At 39.0% G+C, this 24,027-nt stretch carries 23 protein-coding genes, 1 tRNA gene and 1 other RNA gene; 8 read left to right on the forward strand and 17 right to left on the reverse strand.

The features are described 5' to 3' along the window. Positions 1–620: 620 nt before the first annotated feature. The 17 genes from ssrA to COO03_RS22495 form a co-directional block, all read right to left on the reverse strand. Positions 621–979: a transfer-messenger RNA gene (gene ssrA / locus COO03_RS22415) on the reverse strand. Between the two features lie 125 nt (positions 980–1,104). Then, on the reverse strand, positions 1,105–1,572 hold the full coding sequence (smpB, locus tag COO03_RS22420; RefSeq protein WP_097899248.1) for an SsrA-binding protein: 468 nt from the start codon (positions 1,570–1,572) through the stop codon (positions 1,105–1,107). A gap of 214 nt (positions 1,573–1,786) precedes the next feature. Continuing rightward, positions 1,787–4,177, reverse strand: coding sequence for a ribonuclease R (rnr, locus tag COO03_RS22425; RefSeq protein WP_097899249.1), 2,391 nt, complete (start codon positions 4,175–4,177; stop codon positions 1,787–1,789). A gap of 505 nt (positions 4,178–4,682) precedes the next feature. Then, positions 4,683–5,423, reverse strand: a complete 741-nt coding sequence (locus COO03_RS22430) for an alpha/beta hydrolase (protein ID WP_179863023.1) — start codon at positions 5,421–5,423, stop codon at positions 4,683–4,685. 198 nt (positions 5,424–5,621) lie between these two features. Further along, complete coding sequence (gene secG, locus COO03_RS22435; RefSeq protein WP_097899251.1) at positions 5,622–5,855, reverse strand: preprotein translocase subunit SecG; 234 nt, start codon at positions 5,853–5,855, stop codon at positions 5,622–5,624. 95 nt (positions 5,856–5,950) lie between these two features. Further along, positions 5,951–6,643, reverse strand: coding sequence for an LrgB family protein (locus COO03_RS22440; protein ID WP_097899252.1), 693 nt, complete (start codon positions 6,641–6,643; stop codon positions 5,951–5,953). Next, positions 6,640–7,008: a CidA/LrgA family holin-like protein gene (locus COO03_RS22445; RefSeq protein WP_097899253.1), complete on the reverse strand. Its 369-nt coding sequence runs from the start codon at positions 7,006–7,008 to the stop codon at positions 6,640–6,642. The genes COO03_RS22440 and COO03_RS22445 overlap by 4 nt, the downstream gene beginning before the upstream one ends. A 275-nt stretch (positions 7,009–7,283) precedes the next feature. Continuing rightward, the gene (gene eno / locus COO03_RS22450; protein ID WP_097899254.1) at positions 7,284–8,576 is read right to left on the reverse strand and encodes a phosphopyruvate hydratase; all 1,293 of its coding nucleotides are present in this window, start codon (positions 8,574–8,576) and stop codon (positions 7,284–7,286) included. Between the two features lie 27 nt (positions 8,577–8,603). After that, a complete protein-coding gene (gpmI, locus tag COO03_RS22455; protein WP_097899255.1) occupies positions 8,604–10,133 on the reverse strand; it encodes a 2,3-bisphosphoglycerate-independent phosphoglycerate mutase in 1,530 nt (509 codons plus the stop codon). Beyond that, entirely contained in the window at positions 10,130–10,885 is a 756-nt protein-coding gene (gene tpiA, locus COO03_RS22460; RefSeq protein WP_097899256.1) for a triose-phosphate isomerase, read from the reverse strand. The genes gpmI and tpiA overlap by 4 nt, the downstream gene beginning before the upstream one ends. Before the next feature lie 32 nt (positions 10,886–10,917). After that, positions 10,918–12,102 (reverse strand): phosphoglycerate kinase, encoded by a 1,185-nt coding sequence (locus COO03_RS22465; protein WP_097899257.1) that lies wholly within the window; start codon positions 12,100–12,102, stop codon positions 10,918–10,920. Between the two features lie 134 nt (positions 12,103–12,236). After that, on the reverse strand, positions 12,237–13,241 hold the full coding sequence (gap, locus tag COO03_RS22470; protein WP_097899258.1) for a type I glyceraldehyde-3-phosphate dehydrogenase: 1,005 nt from the start codon (positions 13,239–13,241) through the stop codon (positions 12,237–12,239). Positions 13,242–13,267: 26 nt separating this feature from the next. Further along, positions 13,268–14,296: a gapA transcriptional regulator CggR gene (gene cggR / locus COO03_RS22475; RefSeq protein ID WP_097899259.1), complete on the reverse strand. Its 1,029-nt coding sequence runs from the start codon at positions 14,294–14,296 to the stop codon at positions 13,268–13,270. A 136-nt stretch (positions 14,297–14,432) separates the two neighbouring features. Next, positions 14,433–14,678 (reverse strand): glutaredoxin family protein, encoded by a 246-nt coding sequence (locus COO03_RS22480; RefSeq protein ID WP_097899260.1) that lies wholly within the window; start codon positions 14,676–14,678, stop codon positions 14,433–14,435. Between the two features lie 9 nt (positions 14,679–14,687). Next, positions 14,688–15,995, reverse strand: coding sequence for an RNA polymerase factor sigma-54 (rpoN, locus tag COO03_RS22485; protein WP_097899261.1), 1,308 nt, complete (start codon positions 15,993–15,995; stop codon positions 14,688–14,690). A 436-nt stretch (positions 15,996–16,431) separates the two neighbouring features. Continuing rightward, a tRNA-Arg gene (locus COO03_RS22490) sits at positions 16,432–16,507 on the reverse strand. Positions 16,508–16,681: 174 nt separating this feature from the next. After that, positions 16,682–18,598, reverse strand: a complete 1,917-nt coding sequence (locus COO03_RS22495; protein ID WP_097899262.1) for an APC family permease — start codon at positions 18,596–18,598, stop codon at positions 16,682–16,684. A 530-nt stretch (positions 18,599–19,128) separates the two neighbouring features. Between COO03_RS22495 and COO03_RS22500 the strand changes: the two genes are divergently transcribed. The 8 genes from COO03_RS22500 (at position 19,129) to clpP (ending at position 23,752) form a co-directional block, all read left to right on the forward strand. Next, complete coding sequence (locus COO03_RS22500; protein ID WP_097899263.1) at positions 19,129–19,335, forward strand: DUF1657 domain-containing protein; 207 nt, start codon at positions 19,129–19,131, stop codon at positions 19,333–19,335. Positions 19,336–19,446: 111 nt separating this feature from the next. Continuing rightward, positions 19,447–19,935, forward strand: coding sequence for a YhcN/YlaJ family sporulation lipoprotein (locus tag COO03_RS22505; RefSeq protein ID WP_097899264.1), 489 nt, complete (start codon positions 19,447–19,449; stop codon positions 19,933–19,935). Positions 19,936–19,969: 34 nt separating this feature from the next. Beyond that, positions 19,970–20,446 carry a stage V sporulation protein AC gene (gene spoVAC / locus COO03_RS22510; RefSeq protein WP_097899265.1) on the forward strand — a complete coding sequence of 159 codons (477 nt, stop codon included), beginning with the start codon at positions 19,970–19,972 and terminating at the stop codon, positions 20,444–20,446. Then, positions 20,447–21,463, forward strand: a complete 1,017-nt coding sequence (spoVAD, locus tag COO03_RS22515; RefSeq protein WP_097899266.1) for a stage V sporulation protein AD — start codon at positions 20,447–20,449, stop codon at positions 21,461–21,463. Then, positions 21,460–21,810, forward strand: a complete 351-nt coding sequence (gene spoVAE / locus COO03_RS22520; protein WP_097899267.1) for a stage V sporulation protein AE — start codon at positions 21,460–21,462, stop codon at positions 21,808–21,810. The genes spoVAD and spoVAE overlap by 4 nt, the downstream gene beginning before the upstream one ends. Before the next feature lie 11 nt (positions 21,811–21,821). Beyond that, the gene (locus COO03_RS22525) at positions 21,822–22,028 is read left to right on the forward strand and encodes a DUF1657 domain-containing protein (RefSeq protein ID WP_097899268.1); all 207 of its coding nucleotides are present in this window, start codon (positions 21,822–21,824) and stop codon (positions 22,026–22,028) included. A 20-nt stretch (positions 22,029–22,048) separates the two neighbouring features. After that, entirely contained in the window at positions 22,049–22,918 is an 870-nt protein-coding gene (locus COO03_RS22530) for a DUF421 domain-containing protein (protein ID WP_097899269.1), read from the forward strand. Between the two features lie 252 nt (positions 22,919–23,170). After that, entirely contained in the window at positions 23,171–23,752 is a 582-nt protein-coding gene (gene clpP, locus COO03_RS22535) for an ATP-dependent Clp endopeptidase proteolytic subunit ClpP (RefSeq protein ID WP_097899270.1), read from the forward strand. Positions 23,753–24,027: the final 275 nt, after the last annotated feature.

The raw sequence follows: 24,027 nt of genomic DNA on the forward strand, positions 1-24,027 counted from the left end.
ATAATTAATAGTGCATAAACTAACTAATAAACATGTTAGGAATTTTATTCCTTTGATATTTTTCTTAATTTCCAAAAAAATCAACTCCTGCCTTCCTTTTTTCGTATTAAAGTATGATAATTATTCATAAATAATTGCTAAGTATTAAACTTACATAAATGCTTTTAAAAGTTCTTGAACTAATGGAAGTACTCCACCTACAAATTTTAAAATTGCCATTGCGATTGTCATATTATTTCCTCCTCTTTTGTTGTTACTAAGATGTAATTTATCTTTATGCCTCCATTATAGTAAGCGCTTACAATTTTATCAATACATTCTCATATGCAATATTACATACGAAAAAGAAGAAAATGAAAAAATAAGCTGAATTCCCATGAAAAGCTATAAAGAGATAAAATTTTCGTTTGGTGGATACTTAAAAGTATTAGCTTAGTAAGTAAAACTACTTAAAATTCGTTACTTGAAGAGGTAAAGCATTTCTTTGCATTTTATGAGTAATTTTAAAGTTTATTGTAGGAAGCATAAGTTGGCCGTAAACAAAAAGAACCATAAGCTTGCCGTTCCGGCAAACTTATGGTTCATATCACAAAAAAATAAAAAAACCACCAAATATGTATTGGTGGAGACGGTGGGAGTCGAACCCACGTCCAAAAATATCGGCACTTAAGCTTCTACGAGTGTAGTCGATATATTAGAATTTCGCGAACTCTTCGGCCTATCGACAGGCTTCCAAGTTGCTAGTCTGATTGTTCTCTTCCTTCGCCCTCAGACGGCGAACTCCGGCGTAGTCCACTTAGTTTGAGTCCCTTACCCTACCACATGGACGATGGAGGGAGGAACCGCTAAGCTGTATTAAGCAGCTAAAGCGAAGTTGTTTTGTTGTTTGCCAATTATAGGCTTTGACGTTTTAACGAGGCCGATCCCCTCGACTCGCAACCTAAGCTCGAACTATCCCTGTCGAATCCGTAACGTCCCCATGATAGAAATGGAGCATACGAAGAAATATCGTGATAGCTACTAAGAGCTGTTTTTCAATGTGCAACAACCTTACATAAGTTATTATATCATACGCGCGCCGTTTTACAAATGTAAATATCTGTATTACATCTTTTGACGATCACGAAACGCGCGTGCAATTTCACGTTTAGCTTCTTTCTCTTTTAAATCGTGACGCTTATCATATTGCTTCTTACCTTTTGCTAAACCAAGTGCCATTTTTGCAAATCCATTTTTCAAATAAATTCTAAGTGGAACTAATGCGTAACCAGTTTCTTTTGCAGAGCCCGCTAACTTCTCAATTTCTTTTTTATGAAGAAGTAATTTTCTCGTACGAAGTGGATCATGGTTGAAACGATTCCCTTGTTCGTACGTACTAATATGCATATTATGAACCCATACTTCACCGTTATGTATACGTGCAAACGCATCTTTCAAGTTTACGCGCCCAGCGCGAATCGATTTAATTTCCGTCCCTTGAAGGACAAGCCCTGCTTCGTATGTTTCTTCGATGAAATAATCATGAAATGCTTTTTTATTTTGTGCAATAACCTTACCGCTACCTTTTGGCATTATCTGTCCCTCCTCTATTTTTACTATTGTAACAAATGTTAAAGAAAAGCGGAAGTGGCTCGTTTAGAATCTTAGGGCGGTGGAGCTCCCGACAAAGAAGCGCTTTTTGCTTCGTCCGAGGGGGCGAAGCGACCGTAGATTCTAGCCACTGGAGCTAGATCAAATAAAAAGCGAAAGTAGCTTCGCTCAGTATATAAGCGAAGCCACTTTATTCTTACTTACGCTTTTTCTTTTTCTTCTTAAATCCTGGGACATTTTCAAAGAATGGCTTTTTCTTTTTACCATTACCATCTTTTTTCTCTGGACGACCAGATGACCCTTTCCCTTGACCACCACGTTCATTGTCACGTGCACCGCCACGCTCGTTATTACGTCCGCCGCGACCACTACGTCTCTTTCTACCGTCTTTCGGCTGCTCAATAACAACTGGACGATCTTTAAATTTACGTCTCGGAGTGCCTTTCATACCGACGATTTCAAAATCAATCGCGCGTTCCTCTTTGTTTACATTAATAACGCGAATTGTAATTTCATCACCGATGCGGAAGACGTTACCTGTACGTTCCCCAATCATCGCAAAGTGCTGTTCGTCATAACGATAGTAATCATCTGTTAAATAGCTAACATGAACAAGACCTTCAATTGTATTTGGAAGCTCTACGAATAAACCAAAGTTTGTTACAGAGCTAATCATACCGTCATACTCTTCACCGATCTTATCAAGCATATATTCTGCTTTTTTCAGTTCGTCTGTTTCACGTTCTGCTTCAACAGCACGGCGTTCCATATTAGAAGAATGCTCTGCAATCTCTGGTAACTTTTCACGCCATTTCGCTTGTGTTTCATTATCAATTTTACCGTTAATGATATATTCACGAATTAATCTATGAACAATTGTATCTGGGTAACGGCGAATTGGTGATGTGAAGTGTGTATAGAACTCTGTTGATAAACCGAAGTGACCTAAACTATCCGCATCGTAACGAGCTTGTTTCATCGAACGAAGCATAACTGTCGAAATCACGACTTCTTCTGGCTGCCCTTGAACCATTTCAAGAATTTGTTGCAGTGCACGAGGATGTATGTCATTCGCACGTCCTTTTACCGCATAGCCGAAGTTTGTGACAAACTCGAAGAAACGCTCTAATTTATCTTCTTTCGGATCTTCATGGACGCGGTACATAAACGGTACGTTCATCCAGTGGAAATGCTCTGCTACTGTTTCGTTGGCAACAAGCATGAACTCTTCAATTAGCTTTTCTGATACAGAACGATCGCGCATCACAACATCCGTTGGTTTTCCTTCTTCATCTACTAGTACTTTTGCTTCTTTGAAGTCGAAGTCAATCGCACCGCGTCGCATACGTTTTTCGCGTAAAATTTGTGCTAACTGCCCCATCTCTTTAAACATTGGCACTAGCGGCTCATAACGTTCAATTAGCGCTTCGTCTTCATCTTCCAAAATGCTTCTAACATCAGCATACGTCATACGCTCTGTCGTTTTAATTACACTTTGGAAAATCTCATGCTTTACAACATCACCTAGATTATTGATTTCCATTTCACAAGATAATGTAAGGCGATCTACTTTCGGATTTAATGAACAAATACCGTTAGATAAACGATGTGGAATCATTGGGATTACACGGTCAACAAGATATACACTCGTCGCTCTTTCAGCTGCTTCAACATCAATTGGAGAACCTTCTTGAACGTAATGACTCACATCCGCGATATGAACACCTAGTTTATAATTACCGTTCTCAAGCTTTGTTACTGTTACCGCATCATCTAAATCTTTCGCATCTGCGCCATCAATTGTAACAATCATTTGATCACGCAAATCACGACGATCTTTTAAATCTTCTTCTGAAATCGTTTCTGGTACACCGTTTGCATGTTCCATAACTTCTTCAGGGAACGCTAAAGGTAAATGATGTTTATGAATGACAGATAAAATATCTACCCCTGGATCATTTTTATGACCTAGAATTTGAATAACTTCACCTTCCGCACTTAAACGGTTCTCTGGATAGCTCGTAATTTTCACAACTACTTTATGGCCTTCTACAGCACCCATTGATGCGCTTTTCAAGATGAAAATATCACTTGTCCAGCGCTTATTATCAGGTATAACGAAACCAAAGTTCTTCGATTCTGTATATGTACCAACTAGTTCTTTCGTTCCACGCTCTAAAATACGAACAATTGTACCTTCTTGACGTGAACCACTTGATTGCGAGCTAACACGCGCTAATACTGTATCACCATGAAGTGCACCATTTAATTCTGTAGGCGGGATGAAAAGATCATCGTCTCCCGTTTTCTTCTCCTCTGGGACAACAAAAGCAAAACCACGCGCATGCCCGATTAATTTACCTCGCACTAAATTCATCTTTTCTGGAAGACCATAACGATTGCTGCGTGTACGAACAACAAGTCCCTTTTCTTCCATCATAACAAGTGCCTTTACAAAATCTTTAAAGCCAGCGGAATCTTCAATCCCAAACGCAGCTTCTAATTCTTGTATCGTTAACGGTTTATACGCTTCTTCTTTCATAAATAATAACAACTTATCAATATGTTCTTGAATGATTTCTTCCAAGCAAAAATACCTCCTTTAAACCCTCATATTATTTAGTGTATCCGAAACATTGACTCTATATAAAGTGAAACTTCTACAAACACTCGTTTTTTACCATTTATTCTGCTACTTGTGTGCAGTAAGATTCTCGTCTTAGATGTTTATTTCTATGTATGATTTACTTTCCTCTAAGTCGAAGCTTTGAAAACAAAAGAAAGTCTTCTCTCGTTTTCTCTTTTTGTTTTTTCACGCGACATGGGGCCAAAACAGGCTCTGACCGTTTCTAGCCAAGGACGGACCCCTCTTCCACCAAAAAAAGAATAGATTTCAGTAATTCATTTCGATTTACTGACCCTAATTACCGGCTTTGAACATAAAAGAAGATCTCCTCTCGCTTTCTCCTTTTGTTTTCAAAGCTTGGCATGGGGCCAAAACAGGCTCTGACCGCTTCTAGCCACAGGCGGATCCTCTCTCACACCTAAAAAAGTGGTTTTAATCCCCCATGAAAAAAAGAGGCAACTAGATCTTACCAATCTAGTTGCTCCAAGAAGTTATATACATCTTCGTGTAGCTCATCACGTTGTTTATCAAGCGTAATGACATGCGTAGAGTCTTCATACCACTTAATTTCTTTTAACGTGGACTCTACACCGTTATAGATAATGTTAGCACTATCTGTATTAATCATTTCATCATGACGTGCTTGTACAACAAATGTTGGTGCATAAATCATATCGACATTGTTGCGTACGTCACGAATTAAGTCTTGCAGTGCTTTCAATGTATTCATTGGTGTCTTCTTAAATTCCATCATTTCTTCAGCAATTTTCTCTGGTGATTTTTGTTCACGTTTTTTATACTCACGTGCATACGCCAATATACCTTGGTACATAATTTCTTTGCTCTTAATATACATTGGGGCACACATTGGCACAGCACCTAAAATCGGCAATGTATAAGCAAGTTTTAATGAGAATACACCACCAAGTGATAATCCAACAGCAGCAATTTTCTCATATCCTTGATCTTTTAAATGCTGATAAGCATTCATTACGTCTTTCCACCAGTCTTCAGGACCTGTATGAACAAGTTGCTCTGGAGGCACACCATGTCCTTTATAAATTGGGGCGTGACAAGTGTAACCTTTTTTCTCTAAGAAACGCCCGAGCATACGTACATCAGCTGAATTCCCCGTGAATCCATGTAGTAATAAAACAGCACGGTCTCCACCTTCAAATGTAAATGGTTTCGGAGATGCTAATTTCATCATCTTCTTCTCCTCTTTCTCTTCTGTAATCTAGTCGTATTGTTTCTGTCCTTAGTTTACCATAGTTCCATTTCCATAATCTAATTAGAAACTTTTTTCGAATAATGGAATATAAATGAGCACAAAAAAGAAGAACCATTAGCACGAATCCGCTAACGCTTCTTCTTTTTCCATATCTGTTAAAAGCAAGGCCTTTGCTTATATGTTCAAGTACGTAACACTAATTGTTAGTACGAAGAATAATACAGCTAAAACAACTGTAATACGGTTTAATACTGCTTCAATTCCGCGTGCTTTTTGCTTACCAAATAATTGCTCTGCACCGCCTGAAATTGCACCTGAAAGGCCTGAACTATTACTAGACTGCATAAGTACCATAACAATTATTAAAATCGATACAATAATAAGTAAAACTGATAATAACGTATGCACCTCAGTGTACCTCCTACAAAGATTCAGTTAGTTTAAATGTTAGCATAAATTCTATAGAAAAGCGAGAGCTGTTCAATTGCTCCCGCTTTTCTTTATTACATAAACATACTCGCAAATAACGGTCCAAGTAAGCATGTTAAAATCGCTGTTAATGTCATTGTTACCGATCCAATAACACCCTCGTTCTCATTATTTTTCATTGCTCTCATAACACCCATAATATGTGATGCACAGCCAAATCCAATTCCTCTACCAACAGAGTTTGTAACGCGGCTCCACTTTAATAGAATTGGGCCTGTAATTGTTCCTGTAATCCCTGCAACAACAACGAATGCTGCTGTTAATGATGGAACACCACCAACTTGCTCTGATACACTCATCGCAACTGGCATTGTTACCGATTTTGGTAAAGAAGATAAAATTAAACTTTTATCTGTCCCCATAAGTGAAGCAATGATGAGGTCACTTCCAATTGCAACTGTTGTTCCAACGATTACACCACCTGCAATCGGTACAACATATTTTCGCAACACGTGACGCTGCTTATAAAGTGGAATTGCAAATGCTACAACACCTGGTCCAAGCAGTTTGGAAATCCAGCCTCCACCACTTTGCATGTATTGTTGATATGGTATATCAAGCACCAATAATAAGACAATCATTAATGCTGTTGCGACAATCATTGGAATCGTAAACGGTGTTGGTAATACTTTATAGATCTTTTTAGATAATTGATATAATAGCACTGTAAGAATAACCCAACCGATGCCGGTTAATATATTGCTCATCGTGATTCTTTTTCCTTTCTATTCGCAAGATATTGTCCTGTATGTCCTGCGACAATAATAATTAAAAATGTACTCGCGATAACGGTAATGCATAGAGAAATTCCTTTACTCATAAAAAAAGCACCGTAATTCATTAAACCAATCGTTGGTGGAATCAATAGAAACGGCATAATAGCAACGAGTGTCTCTGCTCCTAAATCAAACCATTTCACAGGAAGAACCTTCATGCTGAGTAAAATAAGTAGTAAAAACATTCCAATCAAACTTCCCGGAATTGGAAGATTCAACATCTCTTCTACCCATGTTCCAATCATGTAAAACACGTAAAGCGCTGCAACTTGGACAATAATCTTTGTAAACTTCATGTTCATCATCCCTCATGTTTATACGATCTTCTGTTTTCAATTCTTATCATAGTATAAATTATAAAAACCTGCAATTTATTGACTTGACAAAAAAAATCTCATGTGTTATACGCTTACACCCTTGATATGACTGCATTTTCGAGCGGAATTTACGTCAAAAACATTGACCTAAAACATAAAGTTTTTATTTTCTGAATTTTAGTATTTACTATTCTAAAAAAAGAAACACAAAAAACAGACCGTGATTTCTCACGGTCTGTCATTATTTTCTACAATTATTTTTTAAGGTTGTAGAAAGATTTTAAACCATCGTAAACAGCGATTTCGCCTAGTTCGTCTTCGATGCGTAATAATTGGTTGTATTTCGCAATACGGTCAGTACGGCTCATAGAACCAGTTTTGATTTGGCCAGCGTTAGTTGCAACTGCGATGTCAGCGATTGTAGCATCTTCAGTTTCACCAGAACGGTGAGATACAACTGCTGTGTAACCAGCACGTTTAGCCATTTCGATTGCTTCGAAAGTCTCAGTTAAAGTACCGATTTGGTTAACTTTAATTAAGATTGAGTTAGAGATACCTTTTTCGATACCTTCAGCAAGTTTTTGCGTGTTCGTTACGAATAAGTCGTCACCAACTAATTGAACTTTTTTGCCAAGACGGTCAGTTAATAATTTGTGGCCATCCCAGTCGTTTTCGTCTAAACCATCTTCGATAGAGATGATTGGGAAGTCGTTGCAAAGACCTTCGTAGAAATCAACCATTTCTGCAGAAGTTAAGCTACGGCCTTCGCCTGCAAGGTCATATTTACCAGTTTCTTTATTGTAGAACTCAGAAGAAGCAACGTCCATTCCTAAGAATACGTTCTCGCCAGCTTTATAACCAGCTTTTTCGATAGCTTCGATAATTACTTCTAATGCTTCACGGTTAGAACCAAGGTTTGGAGCGAATCCACCTTCGTCACCTACTGCAGTGTTAAGACCTTTGTCATGTAATACAGCTTTTAATGCATGGAATACTTCCGCACCCATACGGATAGCTTCTTTGAATGTTGGAGCACCAACTGGTAAGATCATGAACTCTTGGAAGTCAACATTGTTATCAGCGTGAGAACCACCGTTGATGATGTTCATCATTGGAGTTGGTAATTGTTTCGCATTGAATCCACCAAGGTAACGGTATAATGGAAGACCTACGAAGTCAGCTGCTGCGTGAGCTACTGCCATAGATACACCAAGGATAGCGTTAGCGCCTAATTTACCTTTGTTTGGAGTGCCATCTAATTCGATCATAGCACGGTCGATACCAGCTTGGTCAGTTACGTCGAAACCAACGATTTCTGGAGCGATAATTTCGTTTACGTTATCTACTGCTTTCAGAACACCTTTACCAAGGTAACGAGATTTGTCACCGTCACGTAATTCTACTGCTTCGTATTCACCAGTAGATGCACCACTTGGTACTAATGCGCGTCCGAATGCGCCGCTTTCTGTATAAACTTCTACTTCTACAGTTGGGTTACCACGAGAGTCTAGGACTTCGCGAGCATAAATATCAATAATTGTTGACATAGTATTTTCTCTCCTTTTATATACGTATTATTTAATAATTGTTTTACCTGTCATTTCTTTTGGTTGTTCAACACCAAGAAGTGTAAGCATTGTTGGAGCGATATCTCCTAAGATGCCGTCTTCACGTAATTCAACATCATTTTTTGTAACGATGAAAGGAACCGGGTTCGTTGTATGAGCTGTCATTGGTTGTCCCTCAGGAGTTAATTCCTGATCAGCATTACCATGGTCAGCAGTAATAAGTGCTACACCATCTTTTGCAAGAATCGCTTCTACAACTTTTCCTAAACATTCGTCAGTTGCTTCTACTGCTTTAATTGTTGGTTCCATCATCCCAGAATGGCCAACCATATCACAGTTTGCAAAGTTAAGAATGATCACATCATGTTTATCATTTTCGATTTCATTTACTAAAGCGTCGGTTACTTCGTAAATGCTCATTTCAGGTTTCAAGTCATACGTTGCAACCTTCGGTGAGTTAATTAAGATACGCTCTTCTCCTGGGAATTCAGCCTCACGACCACCGCTAAAGAAGAATGTAACGTGCGGATACTTTTCAGTTTCCGCGATGCGAAGTTGCTTTAATCCCGCTTGCGCAACAACTTCACCTAATGTGTTATCAAGGTTCATTGGCTTGAATGCCACGTAACCATCTACTGTTTCACTAAAGTGTGTCATACAAACGAATTCTGGAATGTGAGGTACTTTTTCACCACGATCAAACTCACGGAAGTCTTCGTTTGTAAATACACGTGCAATTTGAATTGCGCGGTCTGGACGGAAGTTATAGAAGATAACTGCATCATCATCATTGATTGTTGCAACTGGCGTTTCATCTTCATTAACAATTACAGACGGCAATACGAATTCATCATAAATACCATTTGCATATGAGTCTTCTACACACTCAAGTGCTGATTTATAAGTAGGGCCTTCGCCATACACCATAGCACGGTAACATTTTTCTACGCGATCCCAACGCTTGTCACGGTCCATGGAGTAATAACGACCGGAGATAGTCGCGAATTGTCCTACTCCTATTTCTTTAATTACTTCATTTGTTGCATCGATATAACCTTTTGCTGTTTGCGGTCCAACATCGCGGCCATCTAAGAATCCGTGGATGTATACTTTCTCCACGCCTTCTTTTGCAGCTAAGCGAAGTAGTGCAAACATATGGTTAATGTGACTGTGCACACCACCATCAGAAAGTAAGCCGAATAAGTGAAGGGCTGTACCTTTCTCTTTTACGTGCTTAATTGCGCTTTGGAATGTTTCGTTCTTATCGAACTCACCTTCACGAATTGCAACGTTCACACGTGTTAAGCTTTGATATACTACGCGGCCAGCACCGATATTTAAGTGACCAACCTCAGAGTTACCCATTTGACCTTCTGGAAGACCTACCGCTTCACCACATGCTGTTAGCGTTGTGTGAGGGAATTTGTTCCAGTAACCGTCGAAATTAGGTTTCTTAGCTTGTGCTACAGCATTCCCGTAAGTTTCTTCTCGTAGTCCGAAACCGTCAAGAATAATTAAAGCTGTTGGCTTTCTCATTTTACCGCCTCCAGAAGACCTAAGAAGGAAGCAGGCTCTAAGCTTGCACCGCCAACTAAAGCGCCGTCGATGTCAGTTTGTGCCATGTATTCTTTAATGTTTTCTGGTTTTACGCTGCCGCCGTATTGAATACGAACAGCTTCTGCAGCTGCTGGAGAAACAGCTTCTGCAACAACTTTACGGATGTGCGCACATACTTCATTTGCATCTGCAGCAGAAGAAGATTTACCTGTACCGATAGCCCAGATTGGCTCATATGCGATAACAGTTACTTTCACTTGCTCTTCTGTTAAACCTGCAAGTGCTTTTGTCACTTGATCTGCTACTAGATCAAATGTTTTTCCGCTTTCGCGCTCTTCTAAAGTTTCACCACAGCAAACGATTGGTGTTAAACCATGTTCAAATGCTGCAAGAGTTTTTTTGTTTACCGTTTCGTCTGTTTCAGCGAACATTTCACGACGCTCAGAGTGACCAAGTACTACATAGCTCACTTTTAAGTCGCTAAGTGCTACTGGGCTAATTTCGCCAGTGAATGCACCATTTTTTTCGAAGTGCATGTTTTGTGCACCTACTTTTAAGTCAGTTCCTTCCGTAGCCGCTACAAGACGCTCTAAGAAAAGAGCTGGAGAGCAAACTACTGCATCAACAGCTGAAGCTGCTGGGATTTGACCTTTTACTTCCTCTACGAAGCTAACTGCTTCAGATAGAGTTTTATTCATTTTCCAGTTACCTGCGATAATTGGTTTACGCATGCTTTGCACCGTCCTTTTTCTTTGGCTGCTACTTATTTGTCGTTAAGACAAACTACACCTGGAAGCTCTTTACCTTCCATAAATTCTAATGACGCACCGCCGCCAGTAGAAATGTGGCTCATTTTGTCAGCCATACCGAATTTTTCAACAGCTGCTGCAGAGTCACCACCGCCGATAACAGAGTATGTATCTTCTGCATCTGCTAATGCTTGTCCTACTGCTTTTGTACCTTCTGCAAATGGAGCCATTTCGAATACACCCATTGGTCCGTTCCATACAACAAGCTTAGAGTTTTTAATTACATCTGCATAAATTGCACTTGTTTTTGGTCCGATATCCAATCCTTCCCAATCAGCAGGAATAGAATCGATATCTACAACTTGTCGGTTTGCAGTTTCAGAGAAGTCATCTGCAACGACGCAATCAACTGGCATATAGAAGTTTACGCCTTTTTCTTTTGCTAGTTGCATAAATTCTTTTGCTAGTTCAATTTTGTCATCTTCACATAGAGACTGTCCGATTTCATGACCCATTGCTTTTACAAATGTATAAGCAAGTCCGCCGCCAATGATTAAGTTATCAACTTTATCAAGTAGATGACGAATTACACCGATTTTATCTTTTACTTTCGCACCACCGATGATTGCTGTGAATGGGCGCTCTGGGTTAGAAAGTGCTTTACCTAATACTTCTAACTCTTTTTCCATTAAGAAGCCTGATACTGCTGGTAGGTAGTCTGCAATACCTGCTGTAGAAGCATGAGCACGGTGAGCTGCACCGAATGCATCATTAACGAAAAGATCAGCAAGAGCTGCAAATTCTTTTGCTAATTCTGCATCGTTCTTTTCTTCGCCCGCATAGAAGCGTACGTTTTCAAGAACTAATACGTCGCCTTCGTTCATTGCTGCAATCATTTCTTGTACAGCTGGTCCGAATGCTTCGTCTGCTTTTTTTACGTCTTTACCAAGAAGCTCACCTAAACGTGCAGCTACTGGAGTAAGACGCATTTCTTCTACTACTTGGCCTTTTGGACGCCCTAAGTGACTTGCTAAAATAACTTTCGCACCTTGCTCTACTAAATATTGAATTGTAGGAAGAGCTGCACGAATACGAGTCTCGTCTGTAACTTTGCCATCTTTCATAGGCACGTTGAAGTCAACGCGGCAAAATACTCGTTTACCCTTTAAATCTACGTCACGAATTGATTTTTTGTTCATTGGATTTCCCTCCGACTAGTTAGGATTGACAAAACCCATTCAAAAGCTTATCACATTTGCTTCTAAAACGAAAGAAGAGAGAGGGAACAAACCCTCTCCCTCGTTTTGTCATTGATAACTGATAAACTTAAGAATTAAAGACCTTTAGAAGCGATGTAGTCTACTAAGTCAACTACGCGGTTAGAGTAACCAGTTTCGTTGTCGTACCAAGAAAGAACTTTAAGCATATTGCCTTCCATAGCCATTGTAGATAATGCATCGATTGTAGAAGAACTTGTGCATCCGTTATAGTCGATAGATACTAATGGCTCTTCGCTGTATCCAAGAATACCTTTTAATTCGCCTTCAGCTGCTGCTTTGAATGCTGCATTTACTTCTTCAACTGTTACTTCTTTATCAAGTTCAACAACTAAGTCAACAAGAGAAACGTTAGCAGTTGGAACACGTACTGCGCCACCGTTTAATTTACCTTTAAGTTCTGGTAATACTAATGCTACTGCTTTCGCTGCACCAGTTGTAGTTGGGATCATGCTCATTGCTGCTGCACGTGCACGACGTAAATCTTTATGTGGTAAGTCTAAGATTTGTTGGTCATTAGTGTAAGAGTGAATTGTTGTCATCATTCCGCGTTTGATACCGAATTTTTCGTTTAATACTTTAGCAAATGGAGCTAAGCAGTTTGTAGTACAAGAAGCGTTAGAGATTACATTATGGTTAGCTGCATCATATTGTTCGTGGTTAACACCCATAACGATTGTGATATCTTCGTCAGAAGCTGGTGCAGAGATGATAACTTTTTTAACTGATCCACCTAGGTGCTTCTCAGCGTCTGCTTTTTTAGTGAAGCGTCCAGTAGACTCTACTACTACTTCTACGCCGTAGTCGCTCCATGGTAATTGAGCTGGGTCACGCTCAGCGATAACTTTGATTTCTTTACCGTTAACGATGATGCTGTCGCCGTTAGCAGATACTTCTGCATTTACTGTTCCGTGAACAGAGTCATATTTTAAAAGGTGAGCTAAAGTTTTAGCGTCTGTTAAGTCGTTGATTGCTACTACTTCCACGTTAGGGTTGTTAAGAGCTGCGCGGAATACCACACGTCCGATACGTCCAAATCCATTAATACCAATTTTAGTCATTTGAATTTCCTCCTTGGGGGATTATATTAAAGGGTAATACCCTTTGTTAACTGTTTTGCTGCACCTTCATCTGTAATAAGAATCGAAGTGTGCCCTTGTTTAATTACAGCCTGTATAGCTTTTGCTTTTGAAGATCCTCCAGCGACTGCAACAACGTGAGATACATGTTGTAAATCTTTTAGCTGCATGCCCACTGTTTGTACTTTATGAACGACATTACCCTGTTCATTAAAGTAATAACCGAAAGCCTCGCCAACTGCTTCACTTGCTTTAATCTTTAACCAATCTGCTTCCGAAGTATTTCTGCGACGTGCCATTGTTAACGCATCACCTATTCCATGAATGACGATATTGGAAGATCGAATCAACTCAAGAACTTCTTTCACAGAAGGCTCTGTCACAATAGACGCATATGCTTCGCTGCTTACATGGTCTGGAACATACAATAAGCGATAATTACTCATCGTATTTTGTGCCATTTTGGCGCAAATGGTATTGGCCTCTAATTCGACACCTTCTCCAATTCCACCACGTGCTGGGACAAACAGCATATGTAAATCTTTACAATCAAGTTGCATCATGTCCGCAACAGCAGCTAGCGTTGTTCCTCCAGCCACAGCAACGATATTATTCGCTGTCAAACGGTCTTTTATACAACTCACACAAGCACGGCCCATCTCCAGTTTGACCCAAGGTGATTCATCACTATCACCAGGGACAACGAAAACTTCATCCAAGTCTAATGTTTCCTTGAGTTGTTTTTCTAAAACCTTTAACCCGGAAATTTCTTTCATAAAGTCTTCCAAAGCAAGAACTAAAGCTGTTCCCTCTTCTGTTAAAGTCATTCCAGAAGAAGCGACGTGAACTAAGTTTTGTTCTTTCAAAACTTGCACTTCACTTCGCAATACTCTTTCTGTCATACCAAGACTTGCAGATAAGTTTCTTCTTCCAATCGGCTGCATAAGACGAATGTGCTGAAGAATTTGCATTCTTGTTTGCATAACAGGTAGCAGATCGGGTAATAATTTTTTCATGTTCTGAATCCATGAGCGCATATCATTTCTCCTCACTACATTGGTTCATTTTCACCTCATGGTCACTCTATGTCCCGTAGTGACATTTTGCGTCCCACATGGTTTAAAAAAATAATCCCTGCTACGTGTATTATTGTAACAGGAGATAGAAACTTATTCAACTCTTAACTGAATTGTTTATATAGTTTATTATGACATCTTTGTGAATGACACCGTAAAACGCCTGTTTTCCGTCAATTTCTACGACCGGGATCATAATTTGATACTTTTCTAAAAGCTCATCATCTTCATATATATCTATTTCCTCAATTTCAAAAGAATATACCTTTTGTACTTCTTTCAAAATCTGTTTTGCTTTCACACAAAGACCACAGTCCGTTTTCGTATACAAAACAACTTTCATCTTCTTCACCTATCCAATTGTTTTTCTTAAAGAAGAGGCCGGAATGTTCATTTGTTCTCGATATTTTGCAACTGTTCTACGAGAAATAACAATTTCATGCTCGTCTTCTAACAATTTTGAAATTTTTTGATCTGAAAGTGGTTTTTTCTTATTTTCTTGTTCTACAAGCGTTTGAATGAATTGTTTTACGCGCTTAGTAGAAATAGCTTCATCTTCTGTTGTAACTACCGCGTTACTAAAGAATGACTTCATTTCAAACAATCCATGCGGCGTTTGTACATATTTATTACGCGTAGCACGACTGATGGTAGACTCATGTACACTTAATTCTTCTGCCACTTCTTTTAAAGAAAGTGGTTTTAAATATTCCGAACCTTTTAAAAAGAAATCACGTTGTTTCTTCATAATAATTTCCATTACTTGCAAAAGCGTTTGTTTTCGTTGCTTCAAACTGCGCATAATCCACTGAACATGCTGATACTTCTCAGAGACATAAGAAGCAACCTCACTTTCACTATTATGAAGAAGTGCACTATACTCTGAATGAATTTCAATCTTCGGCATGTTGCGTTCATTCATTTGTAAAACGAGGCAATCACCATCTTTTTTCACGGCCATATCAGGAACAATATAAAGCGGCTTCTCAGAAGAAAACGCAAGTCCTGGTTTCGGCTGCAATGATGTAATACAATCAACAGCTGATTGTAATTCCTCGTTACTACATTTCATAACCTGGATCAATTTTCGCCAATCTTTCTTAACAAAATATGAGAAATATTCATCCACAATCATTTCTGAGAGTGTATCTTTCGTTTGTAAGCGCTTCAATTGAAGGGATAGACATTCCTGAATATTACGCGCTCCTACCCCTGCTGGCTCTAGCGACTGGACAAGCTTCATAGCACAGTCCACTACATCAATCGGCGCATCAAGTAGTTCTGCTAATTCTTCATTTGTTTCTTGTAAATAACCATTCTCATCCATGTTCATAATGATGAAAGAAGCTGCTTTTCGCTGTTCTTCATCTATTTTATAATACTGTATTTGATCTAATAAATGTTGCTGAATCGTTGTCGAATCCACACTATAAATTTCCATTTGATTGTCGATTTGTTTGCTTGTACTTTTACTTTTGCTTGAGCTCTTTTTCTTCTCCCTCTCAAAGCCACCTAACTCAATAAGGGGATTCTCTAACGATTGCTCATACAAAAACTCCGTTAACTCCTGTACATTATATTGGAGCATTGTAATCGCTTGTCTTAACTCTTGTGTCATGGCCAAACGTAAGCTTTGTTCTTGTAAAAGACTTGCCTTCAAACTAATCTCCCCCTTGTTTCTATTGTACAATAAGTTTGTTAAAAGGAGAATCCTGTGCAGATACCCATTCCAAAATATTATTAATTTATATGTATTAATGAAATATCCATCTTACAACCGAAAAATGAATAATATTGAAAGAAAACAATAAAAAAACATATAAATGCAAATTGAAAAAACGGCATAAAACCTTTCTTTTTAGGTGGGAGAGAGCATCCGACCATGCATAGAAACGGTCATGCCATGTTAAAACAAAAAAGAGAACGAATGCAGTTCACCTTTTGTTCTTCAGAGCAGCGACTTATACGTTTGAAAATCAAAGTGGACATATAGAACATTTTTATTACCACATACTAATAGTAAATGTTATTACTAGATATAACAAGGGAGAAATAAAAAAAGTCCTAACCTACAAATGTAAGTTAGGACTTTTTGACGCGCCCAGAGGGATTCGAACCCCCGGCAGACGTGGTACCGGAAACCACCGCTCTATCCGACTGAGCTATGGGCGCATTATCATAAATTCTACAGCAAAAGGACACCATTTATCCTATCACGCACTGTTTATTATACGATATCTTCGTTTTGGAAGCAATTACTTCTTATTTCGCAATTCCTGAATAACTCCCAATACAATATGCGGCCTACATCGCGTAATGATGTAGGCCGCCAATAATTGAACGATATTATTTATGCAAATGATATGGAACTGTTGTAATGACTATATCTTTATGACGAATAAACCACATTCGTAAAAGAAGTGCACTCTGGTTATGTAATACATGATGCCACCATTTGTGCGAAATGAATTGCGGAATAATAATATGGATGTGTCCTCCCTCAGCTTCTTGTTTCGCCTCTATTGTTTTAATAAGACGATTCAATGGTTCAAGTAGAGAACGATATTTACTGCGAAGAACTACCAGTCTACAAGGAGTTCCCCATTCTTTCCACTCTTTCTCCATTTTATTTATAGACGCCTCATCGAAACCAACGTATACAGCAATCGGATCAACATTTAGACTTTTCGCAAAGGATATCGTGTTGTTCACAACACGATGAACGCCTGACACTAAAACGAGCGTGACTACATCGCTTGCTTCTGGACGTATCGTTTTCATATCGATGCGCAATTCTTCTGCAACATCTTCATAATGCCTATGAATGGACATTGAGATGAAAATAATAATAGGCAAGACAACTAATACAACCCAAGCGCCGCCCGTAAACTTTGTAACGGCAAAAATAACAGCAACAATTGATGTAATCACAGCACCAACTGTATTAATCGTAAACTTGATTTTCCAATGCGATCCTTTTACTCGTTTCCAGCGGCGCATCAAACCAATTTGCGCTACTGTAAACGAAAGGAAAACACCGATCGCATATAGTGGAATTAACGCATTCGTATGCGCATGGAACGATATAATTAAAATACATGCTAGTGATGCTAGCACAATAATTCCATTCGAATATCCTAAACGGTCTCCACGATTTGTTAAACTTCGAGGCAAAAATCCGTCTGCCGCTACAATCGCAGCAAGCTGAGAAAACCCTGTAAATGTAGAGTTTGCCGCTAAAATTAACACTATAAACGTAAACCATATAATTACTTGATATAAAATTCCATGTCCAAAATACATGCCAGCTAACTGCGACAACATCGTGTTGTGTGGGTCTGGCGTAATACCTTTCGCATACAGATGATACGAAAAGCCTAAAAGTGTCACAGCTGTGATCGAACCTAGAGCAATATACGTTCTAATTGCGTTTTTTTGCTGTGGTTCTCTAAAAATAGGAACTGCATTTGAAATCGTCTCAATTCCTGTAAGTGCTGAACAAGCTGAACTGAACGCTTTCAAAATTAGTAAAGTTGTTAAGCCCTCTGGAACTGTTCCAAAGCTCGGTGTACTTGGTTGAATAAACCCGTGACGCAGTTCATCAAAAAATCCCGTAAAGATTAAAATTAACATACAAATCATAAAACCGAATGTCGGCCAAGCAAAAACGCGAGCTGATTCTGCTAATCCGCGTAAGTTCACAAGCACTAAGATAATGACGCATAAGATTGCTAAAATCGTTTCATATGGAGCGACTACAGGATACGCAGAAGAAACCGCTTCTATAGCTGCAGATACAGATACAGCTACAGTCAACACATAATCAACGAGCAGCGAACTAGAGGCAACAAGAGAAACCCAGCGTGGCTTGAAATTATCTTTCGCGATAGCATACGCTCCCCCGCCGTTTGGATATGCCAAAATCCCCATAATATACGATACAATCAAAATTGCCAAAAGAACGATAGTAGAAATGGTAATCGGCAAGATTAACCATTTCGCATCAGGACCAAGTCCTGCAAGTTCTGTCATTCCTGATTCAGGTCCATATGCAACAGATGAATACAAATCTGCTGAAAGGATTGGCAGCGCAATTAACCAAAATAGTTTGTTATGTTGTGCATGAAGCTCTGACGTTCGCATCGGACGACCAATTAAAAAGCGCTTCACACTACTGAAATTACTTGCAGAAAACCAAATTGCAATTAGTGCAAATATAACTAACATTGCTTCCAGCCATCTAACTAAAGTATGATGATCCATAACTCTTTCTCCTTTTAATCGCTATTTGCTAATGTTTATTCTCCATATTTGAATTGATACATGATATTTTGAACAACGAAATATAAAATATGTCCCTTTTGAAAATACCCTCAATCAAAAGCCTACAAATTCATACATAATCGTAATTCTTAAATAAATATAACTACTGATATCACAATTTGTCATCATAAATATATATTCATTTTAATTTTCCGACATATAAGTCGCTGCTATGCAGAATACAACATGCCCGCTACTTGCTTTCTCCTTTTGTTTTAAACATTGCATGTGATAGGAAAAGGCCCTGACCGTTTCTACGCACGGCCAGATGCCCTCGTCCACCTCAAAAAAAAAGGGAGTTGATGTCGCTTTTAACCTATATACGGAAAACCTGCTAATCCCTTACATTTTCAAATTACATATGGATGAAAATTTACACTTCAAATGAAACCTAAATTTGGTAATTATATTTTCATGCTTACTCACAAATCATAATCTTTGAATTGATATTCCAAAGGAGGCTTCATTCAATGACTGTAATTACAAAATTAAAACAAACTGTTTCTGGATTAAAAAGTGCACAAGCAAGCTTAGAGGGGTTTGCTCTTGATACAGATAATCAACAAGCAAAACAACTTTTCCAAACAGCTGCACAACAAACACAATCTATCATTGAATCTTTAAACCCACGTTTAGACGAAGTTCAGCAGGAAGAGCCTCAATACTCACAACAATAAGTGACAGTACCATCTCTTCTGATGGTACGCACTTTTTGAGCGAAAAAGGATGATTCCATATCATCCTTTTTCGCTCAAATTACATAAAGCAATAGAAATGGAATGATTGTAATGCGAAAAATTGGCATCATAACCGCGTTATTCGTACTCCTGCTCAGTTCACTTGCCGGCTGTGGCAGTAGTCCATTAGATAAAAAAGTAAAAAAAGAAAAAGCAAAACAAACAGAGGAAAAGAAGGGTCCAAAGTTAACGAAAATGAGTACAGAATCCTTTAATCAGTCGATATCTCAAGGCGCAAAGAAGAAAGCACTCGCTATGGAAGAAATCACAGAAGCGGCAGCCGTTAACTCCAATTTAGATCTTTACATAGCTGTTAAACCAGAACATCATGAAAGATTTGGTTTGAAACCTCTGCGAAGCAAACTTAAAACGCAACTCAGTAACGAGTATCCAACTTTCAATATTCACGTAAGTACAGATCGAAAAATTTTTATGATGTTAGATAAACTCGAAAACAAAATTAAGAAAAAAATAGTAAATAAGGATCAGATTAAAAAGCAATTAAAGATCATTCAATCAGAAATGAAATCTGATACGTAATTGTACGTTTTCTAAAGGAAAAGGAAGGATTCAAATGTCCAGTAAAGACAAAAACTTAACACCTGTACAACAGGAATATAAAAAATTTGAACAACAGCGCGAACCAAAGCGTCCCGTTTTAAAGAATTGTATAAAAGCCTTTTTTGTTGGCGGTCTCATTTGTTTCATCGGCCAACTCATTTCGACCTTTTATATCACCTATTTTGATTTCACCGAGCGATCTGCCGGAAACCCTACAGTAGCTACACTCATTTTCATTTCCATGTTACTCACTGGCTTCGGCGTGTATGACCGCCTCGGACAATTTGCTGGGGCTGGGACAGCTGTTCCAGTTACCGGATTTGGCAACTCTGTTATCGCTGCTTGTATTGAACACCGAACAGAAGGCTTTGTCCTTGGTGTTGGTGGTAACATGTTCAAATTAGCAGGGGCCGTTATTTTATTTGGTGTATTTTCTGCTTTTGTGATTGCTCTTATTAAAACCATTCTCGTTCAATGGGGAGGGCTGTAAATGTTACAAGGACACCGAACATGGATATTTGAAAATAAACCAGTCATCATCTCAACAGGCGTAATCGGTGGGCCATTTGAAGCGAACGGAAAAATCCCTGAAGACTTCGATACTCTTCATGAAGATTTATGGCTGGGACAAGACTCTTATGAAAAGGCACATAAAATTTTATTTGAAGAAGCTTGCAGCCGCGCAACGGAAAAAGCAAAACTTCGTAAAGAAGATATTCAATTTGTACTTGCAGGGGACTTAATTAATCAAATTACTCCTTCAAGCTTTGCATGTCGTACACTCGGTACACCTTATCTTGGATTATTTGGCGCTTGCTCTACTTCCATGGAGGGCCTTGCTCTCGGTGCAAGTATCGTTAATGCAAAAGGCGCAAAATATTTATTAACAGGATCATCCAGTCATAACACTGCTGTTGAAAAACAATTCCGCTATCCAACGGAATACGGCGGTCAAAAACCACCTACCGCGCAATGGACTGTAACTGGTGCAGGCGCTGCCCTTTTGAGTAGTGAAGGATACGGCCCAAGTGTGACATCTGCAACAATTGGACGAGTCGTTGATATGGGGTTAACTGATCCCTTTAATATGGGAGGCGCAATGGCACCTGCTGCTGTCGATACAATCGAGGCACATTTACGCGAAAGGCAAATTGATGCATCTTACTATGACTTAATCGTAACGGGCGACCTCGGTCATGTTGGGCGTGAGATTGCCTACGATTTACTGCATAAGCACGGAACAAAAGTAACGAGCAAACAATTTCAAGATTGTGGATTACTCATTTATAAGGAAGAACAACCTGTCTTAGCAGGCGGGAGTGGTGCAGGCTGTTCAGCAACAGTCGTATACGGGCATTTATTAAACCGAATGAAACAAGGGGAATTCAAAAAAATGCTTGTTGTTGCGACAGGTGCTTTACTGTCTCCCATTACATTCCAGCAATCCGAAACCATTCCGTGCATCGCTCATGCTGTATCCATTGAACTTGGAGGTGTACAACAATGATTTTTTTCTGGGCTTTTGTCATCGGTGGGCTGATTTGTGTAATCGGCCAACTTATGTTTGATGTCGTGAAGCTGACGCCTGCTCACACAATGGCAACACTCGTTGTTATCGGCGCTATACTAGATGGATTCAATTTATATGAGCCTTTAATCGATTTCGCAGGCGCTGGAGCGACAGTTCCCATTACAAGCTTTGGGAACGCCCTTGTTCACGGAGCCATGGAAGAAGCAGCAAAGCATGGAATCGTTGGTGTTATAACTGGCATGTTTAAAGTAACAAGCGCCGGTGTATCAGCGGCTATTATTTTCGGATTCATCGGAGCTCTATTATTTAAACCGAAAGGATAAGAGGTGTTTTCATGACTGTTGTTGCTAGTGTAAAAACGTGTCTTGCTAGTTTAAAAGGAGCACAAGCTAGTTTAAGTACTCTTTCACAAAATGCTGCAGACGAAGAAGCAAAACGCATTTTTCATGAATGTATGTTAGAAATGGACAGCGTCATCGCTGATCTAAAGAACCGAATTTCAGTATTGGAATTAGAAGAACCACAGTATAAAGGATTTTAGGCAAACTGGAGGGAATTACTATGTCTCACATACCCGAATGGCCACTTGTCATCATCCGTTCTTTATGTGTCTTAATTGTTTTATTTGCCATTACAAAGTGGCTTGGAAAAAGACAAATTTCTCAACTTTCCTTCTTTGAATATATAGCTGGTATGACAATTGGCGATATCGCTGCGGAAGTATCGACGGGACTAGAACAAAACTTTTTCCACGGTGTTTCCAGTATGCTCGTTTTCGCTATCGTACCGTTTTTCGCAGGGCTTATTTCGCTAAAAAATAAAACAATACGTGATTTCTTTGAAGGTAAATCCACCGTGTTTATAAAAGATGGCAAAGTGCTTGAGGACAATTTAAAGAAAGAAAAGTATACAAGTGATGAATTACTCGAACTTCTTCGAAAGAAAGATGTATTCAATATAGCGGATGTGGAATTTGCCGTATTAGAACCAAATGGTGAATTAAATATCTTACTGAAGAAAGATAAACAGCCATTAACAGCAAAAGATATTGGATTAAAGTTACCAAATGAAAAAGAAACACACACAGTCATTATGGATGGAAATGTGCTGGATGAGCCTCTTTCAGCTAGCGGTCATAATCGCGCTTGGCTTCATGCTGAATTGGAAAAAATTGGGGTAATGATCGAAAATGTTTTTCTTGGACAAGTTGATTCCTATGGACAGCTCACTGTTGACATCTATAATGATAAAATTCAAATGCCTTCTCCTCAAGATAAACCATTATTGTTAGCTTCCTTAAAAAAATGTCATGCTGATCTTGAATTATTTTCTTTAGAAACAAAATCAAAATCGGCAAGTCAAATGTATAGCAAGAACGCAAAGCAAATCGAGTATATCTTAAATAAAGTCACCTACCTCTTAAAAGAATAGGAAACGAGAGAACGCTTCTATTAGAAAAGGCGTTCTTTTGTTTTTTTGTAAATAACATACTTCTCTCATGACGTTTAAATTTATATAATTCGGTTATGATGTTGAAGATACATAAGCAGGGAATTTCAAAAACATAGCGAATAAATCATGGTACAACTACATATTTTTTTGATTTAAAGTGGTTTCGTTTGACCTTTATTGACCATAATTGTATTATAAGACTAAGAAAGCTTTCAAAGGAGGAAATAACAGATGAATTTAATTCCTACAGTAATTGAACAAACAAATCGTGGAGAACGCGCTTACGATATTTACTCTCGCCTATTAAAAGACCGCATCATTATGCTTGGTAGCGCAATTGATGATAACGTAGCAAACTCAATCGTTTCCCAGCTTTTATTCTTGGAATCTCAAGATCCAGAAAAAGATATTCACATATACATCAACAGCCCTGGTGGTTCTATCACAGCAGGTATGGCAATTTACGATACAATGCAATTTATTAAACCAAACGTATCAACAATTTGTATTGGTATGGCAGCATCTATGGGTGCTTTCCTACTTGCAGCAGGTGAAAAAGGAAAACGTTTTGCACTTCCAAACAGTGAGGTTATGATTCACCAACCACTTGGCGGGGCACAAGGTCAAGCAACTGAAATTGAAATTGCAGCAAAACGCATCCTATTCTTACGTGAAAAATTAAACCAAATTCTTTCTGAGCGCACAGGTCAACCATTAGAAGTTCTACAACGCGACACAGACCGCGACAACTTCATGACAGCAGAAAAAGCACTAGAATACGGCTTAATCGATAAAATCTTTACAAATCGTTAATATATTAAAAGCGCAGGCGGCTCGTTTAGAACAGGAGGGCGTTGGAACCCCTGATTCCGAGGCGCTTTTTGCCTCGAATGAAGGGGTGAAACGACCGACTGTTCTAGCCGCTGAAGCTGGATACTCATAAAAGCGGAAGCGGCTCGCTCAGAATGGGAGGGGGATGGAGCTTCTGACAAAGAGGTGCTTTTTACCTCGGCGGAAGAAGCGAAGCCACCGACCATTCTAGCCGCTGGAGCTGGATAGATTTAAAAGCGGAAGCGGCTCGTTTAGAA

This window comes from Bacillus sp. AFS098217, from assembly GCF_002551815.1.
Taxonomy (GTDB): Bacteria; Bacillota; Bacilli; order Bacillales; family Bacillaceae_G; genus Bacillus_A.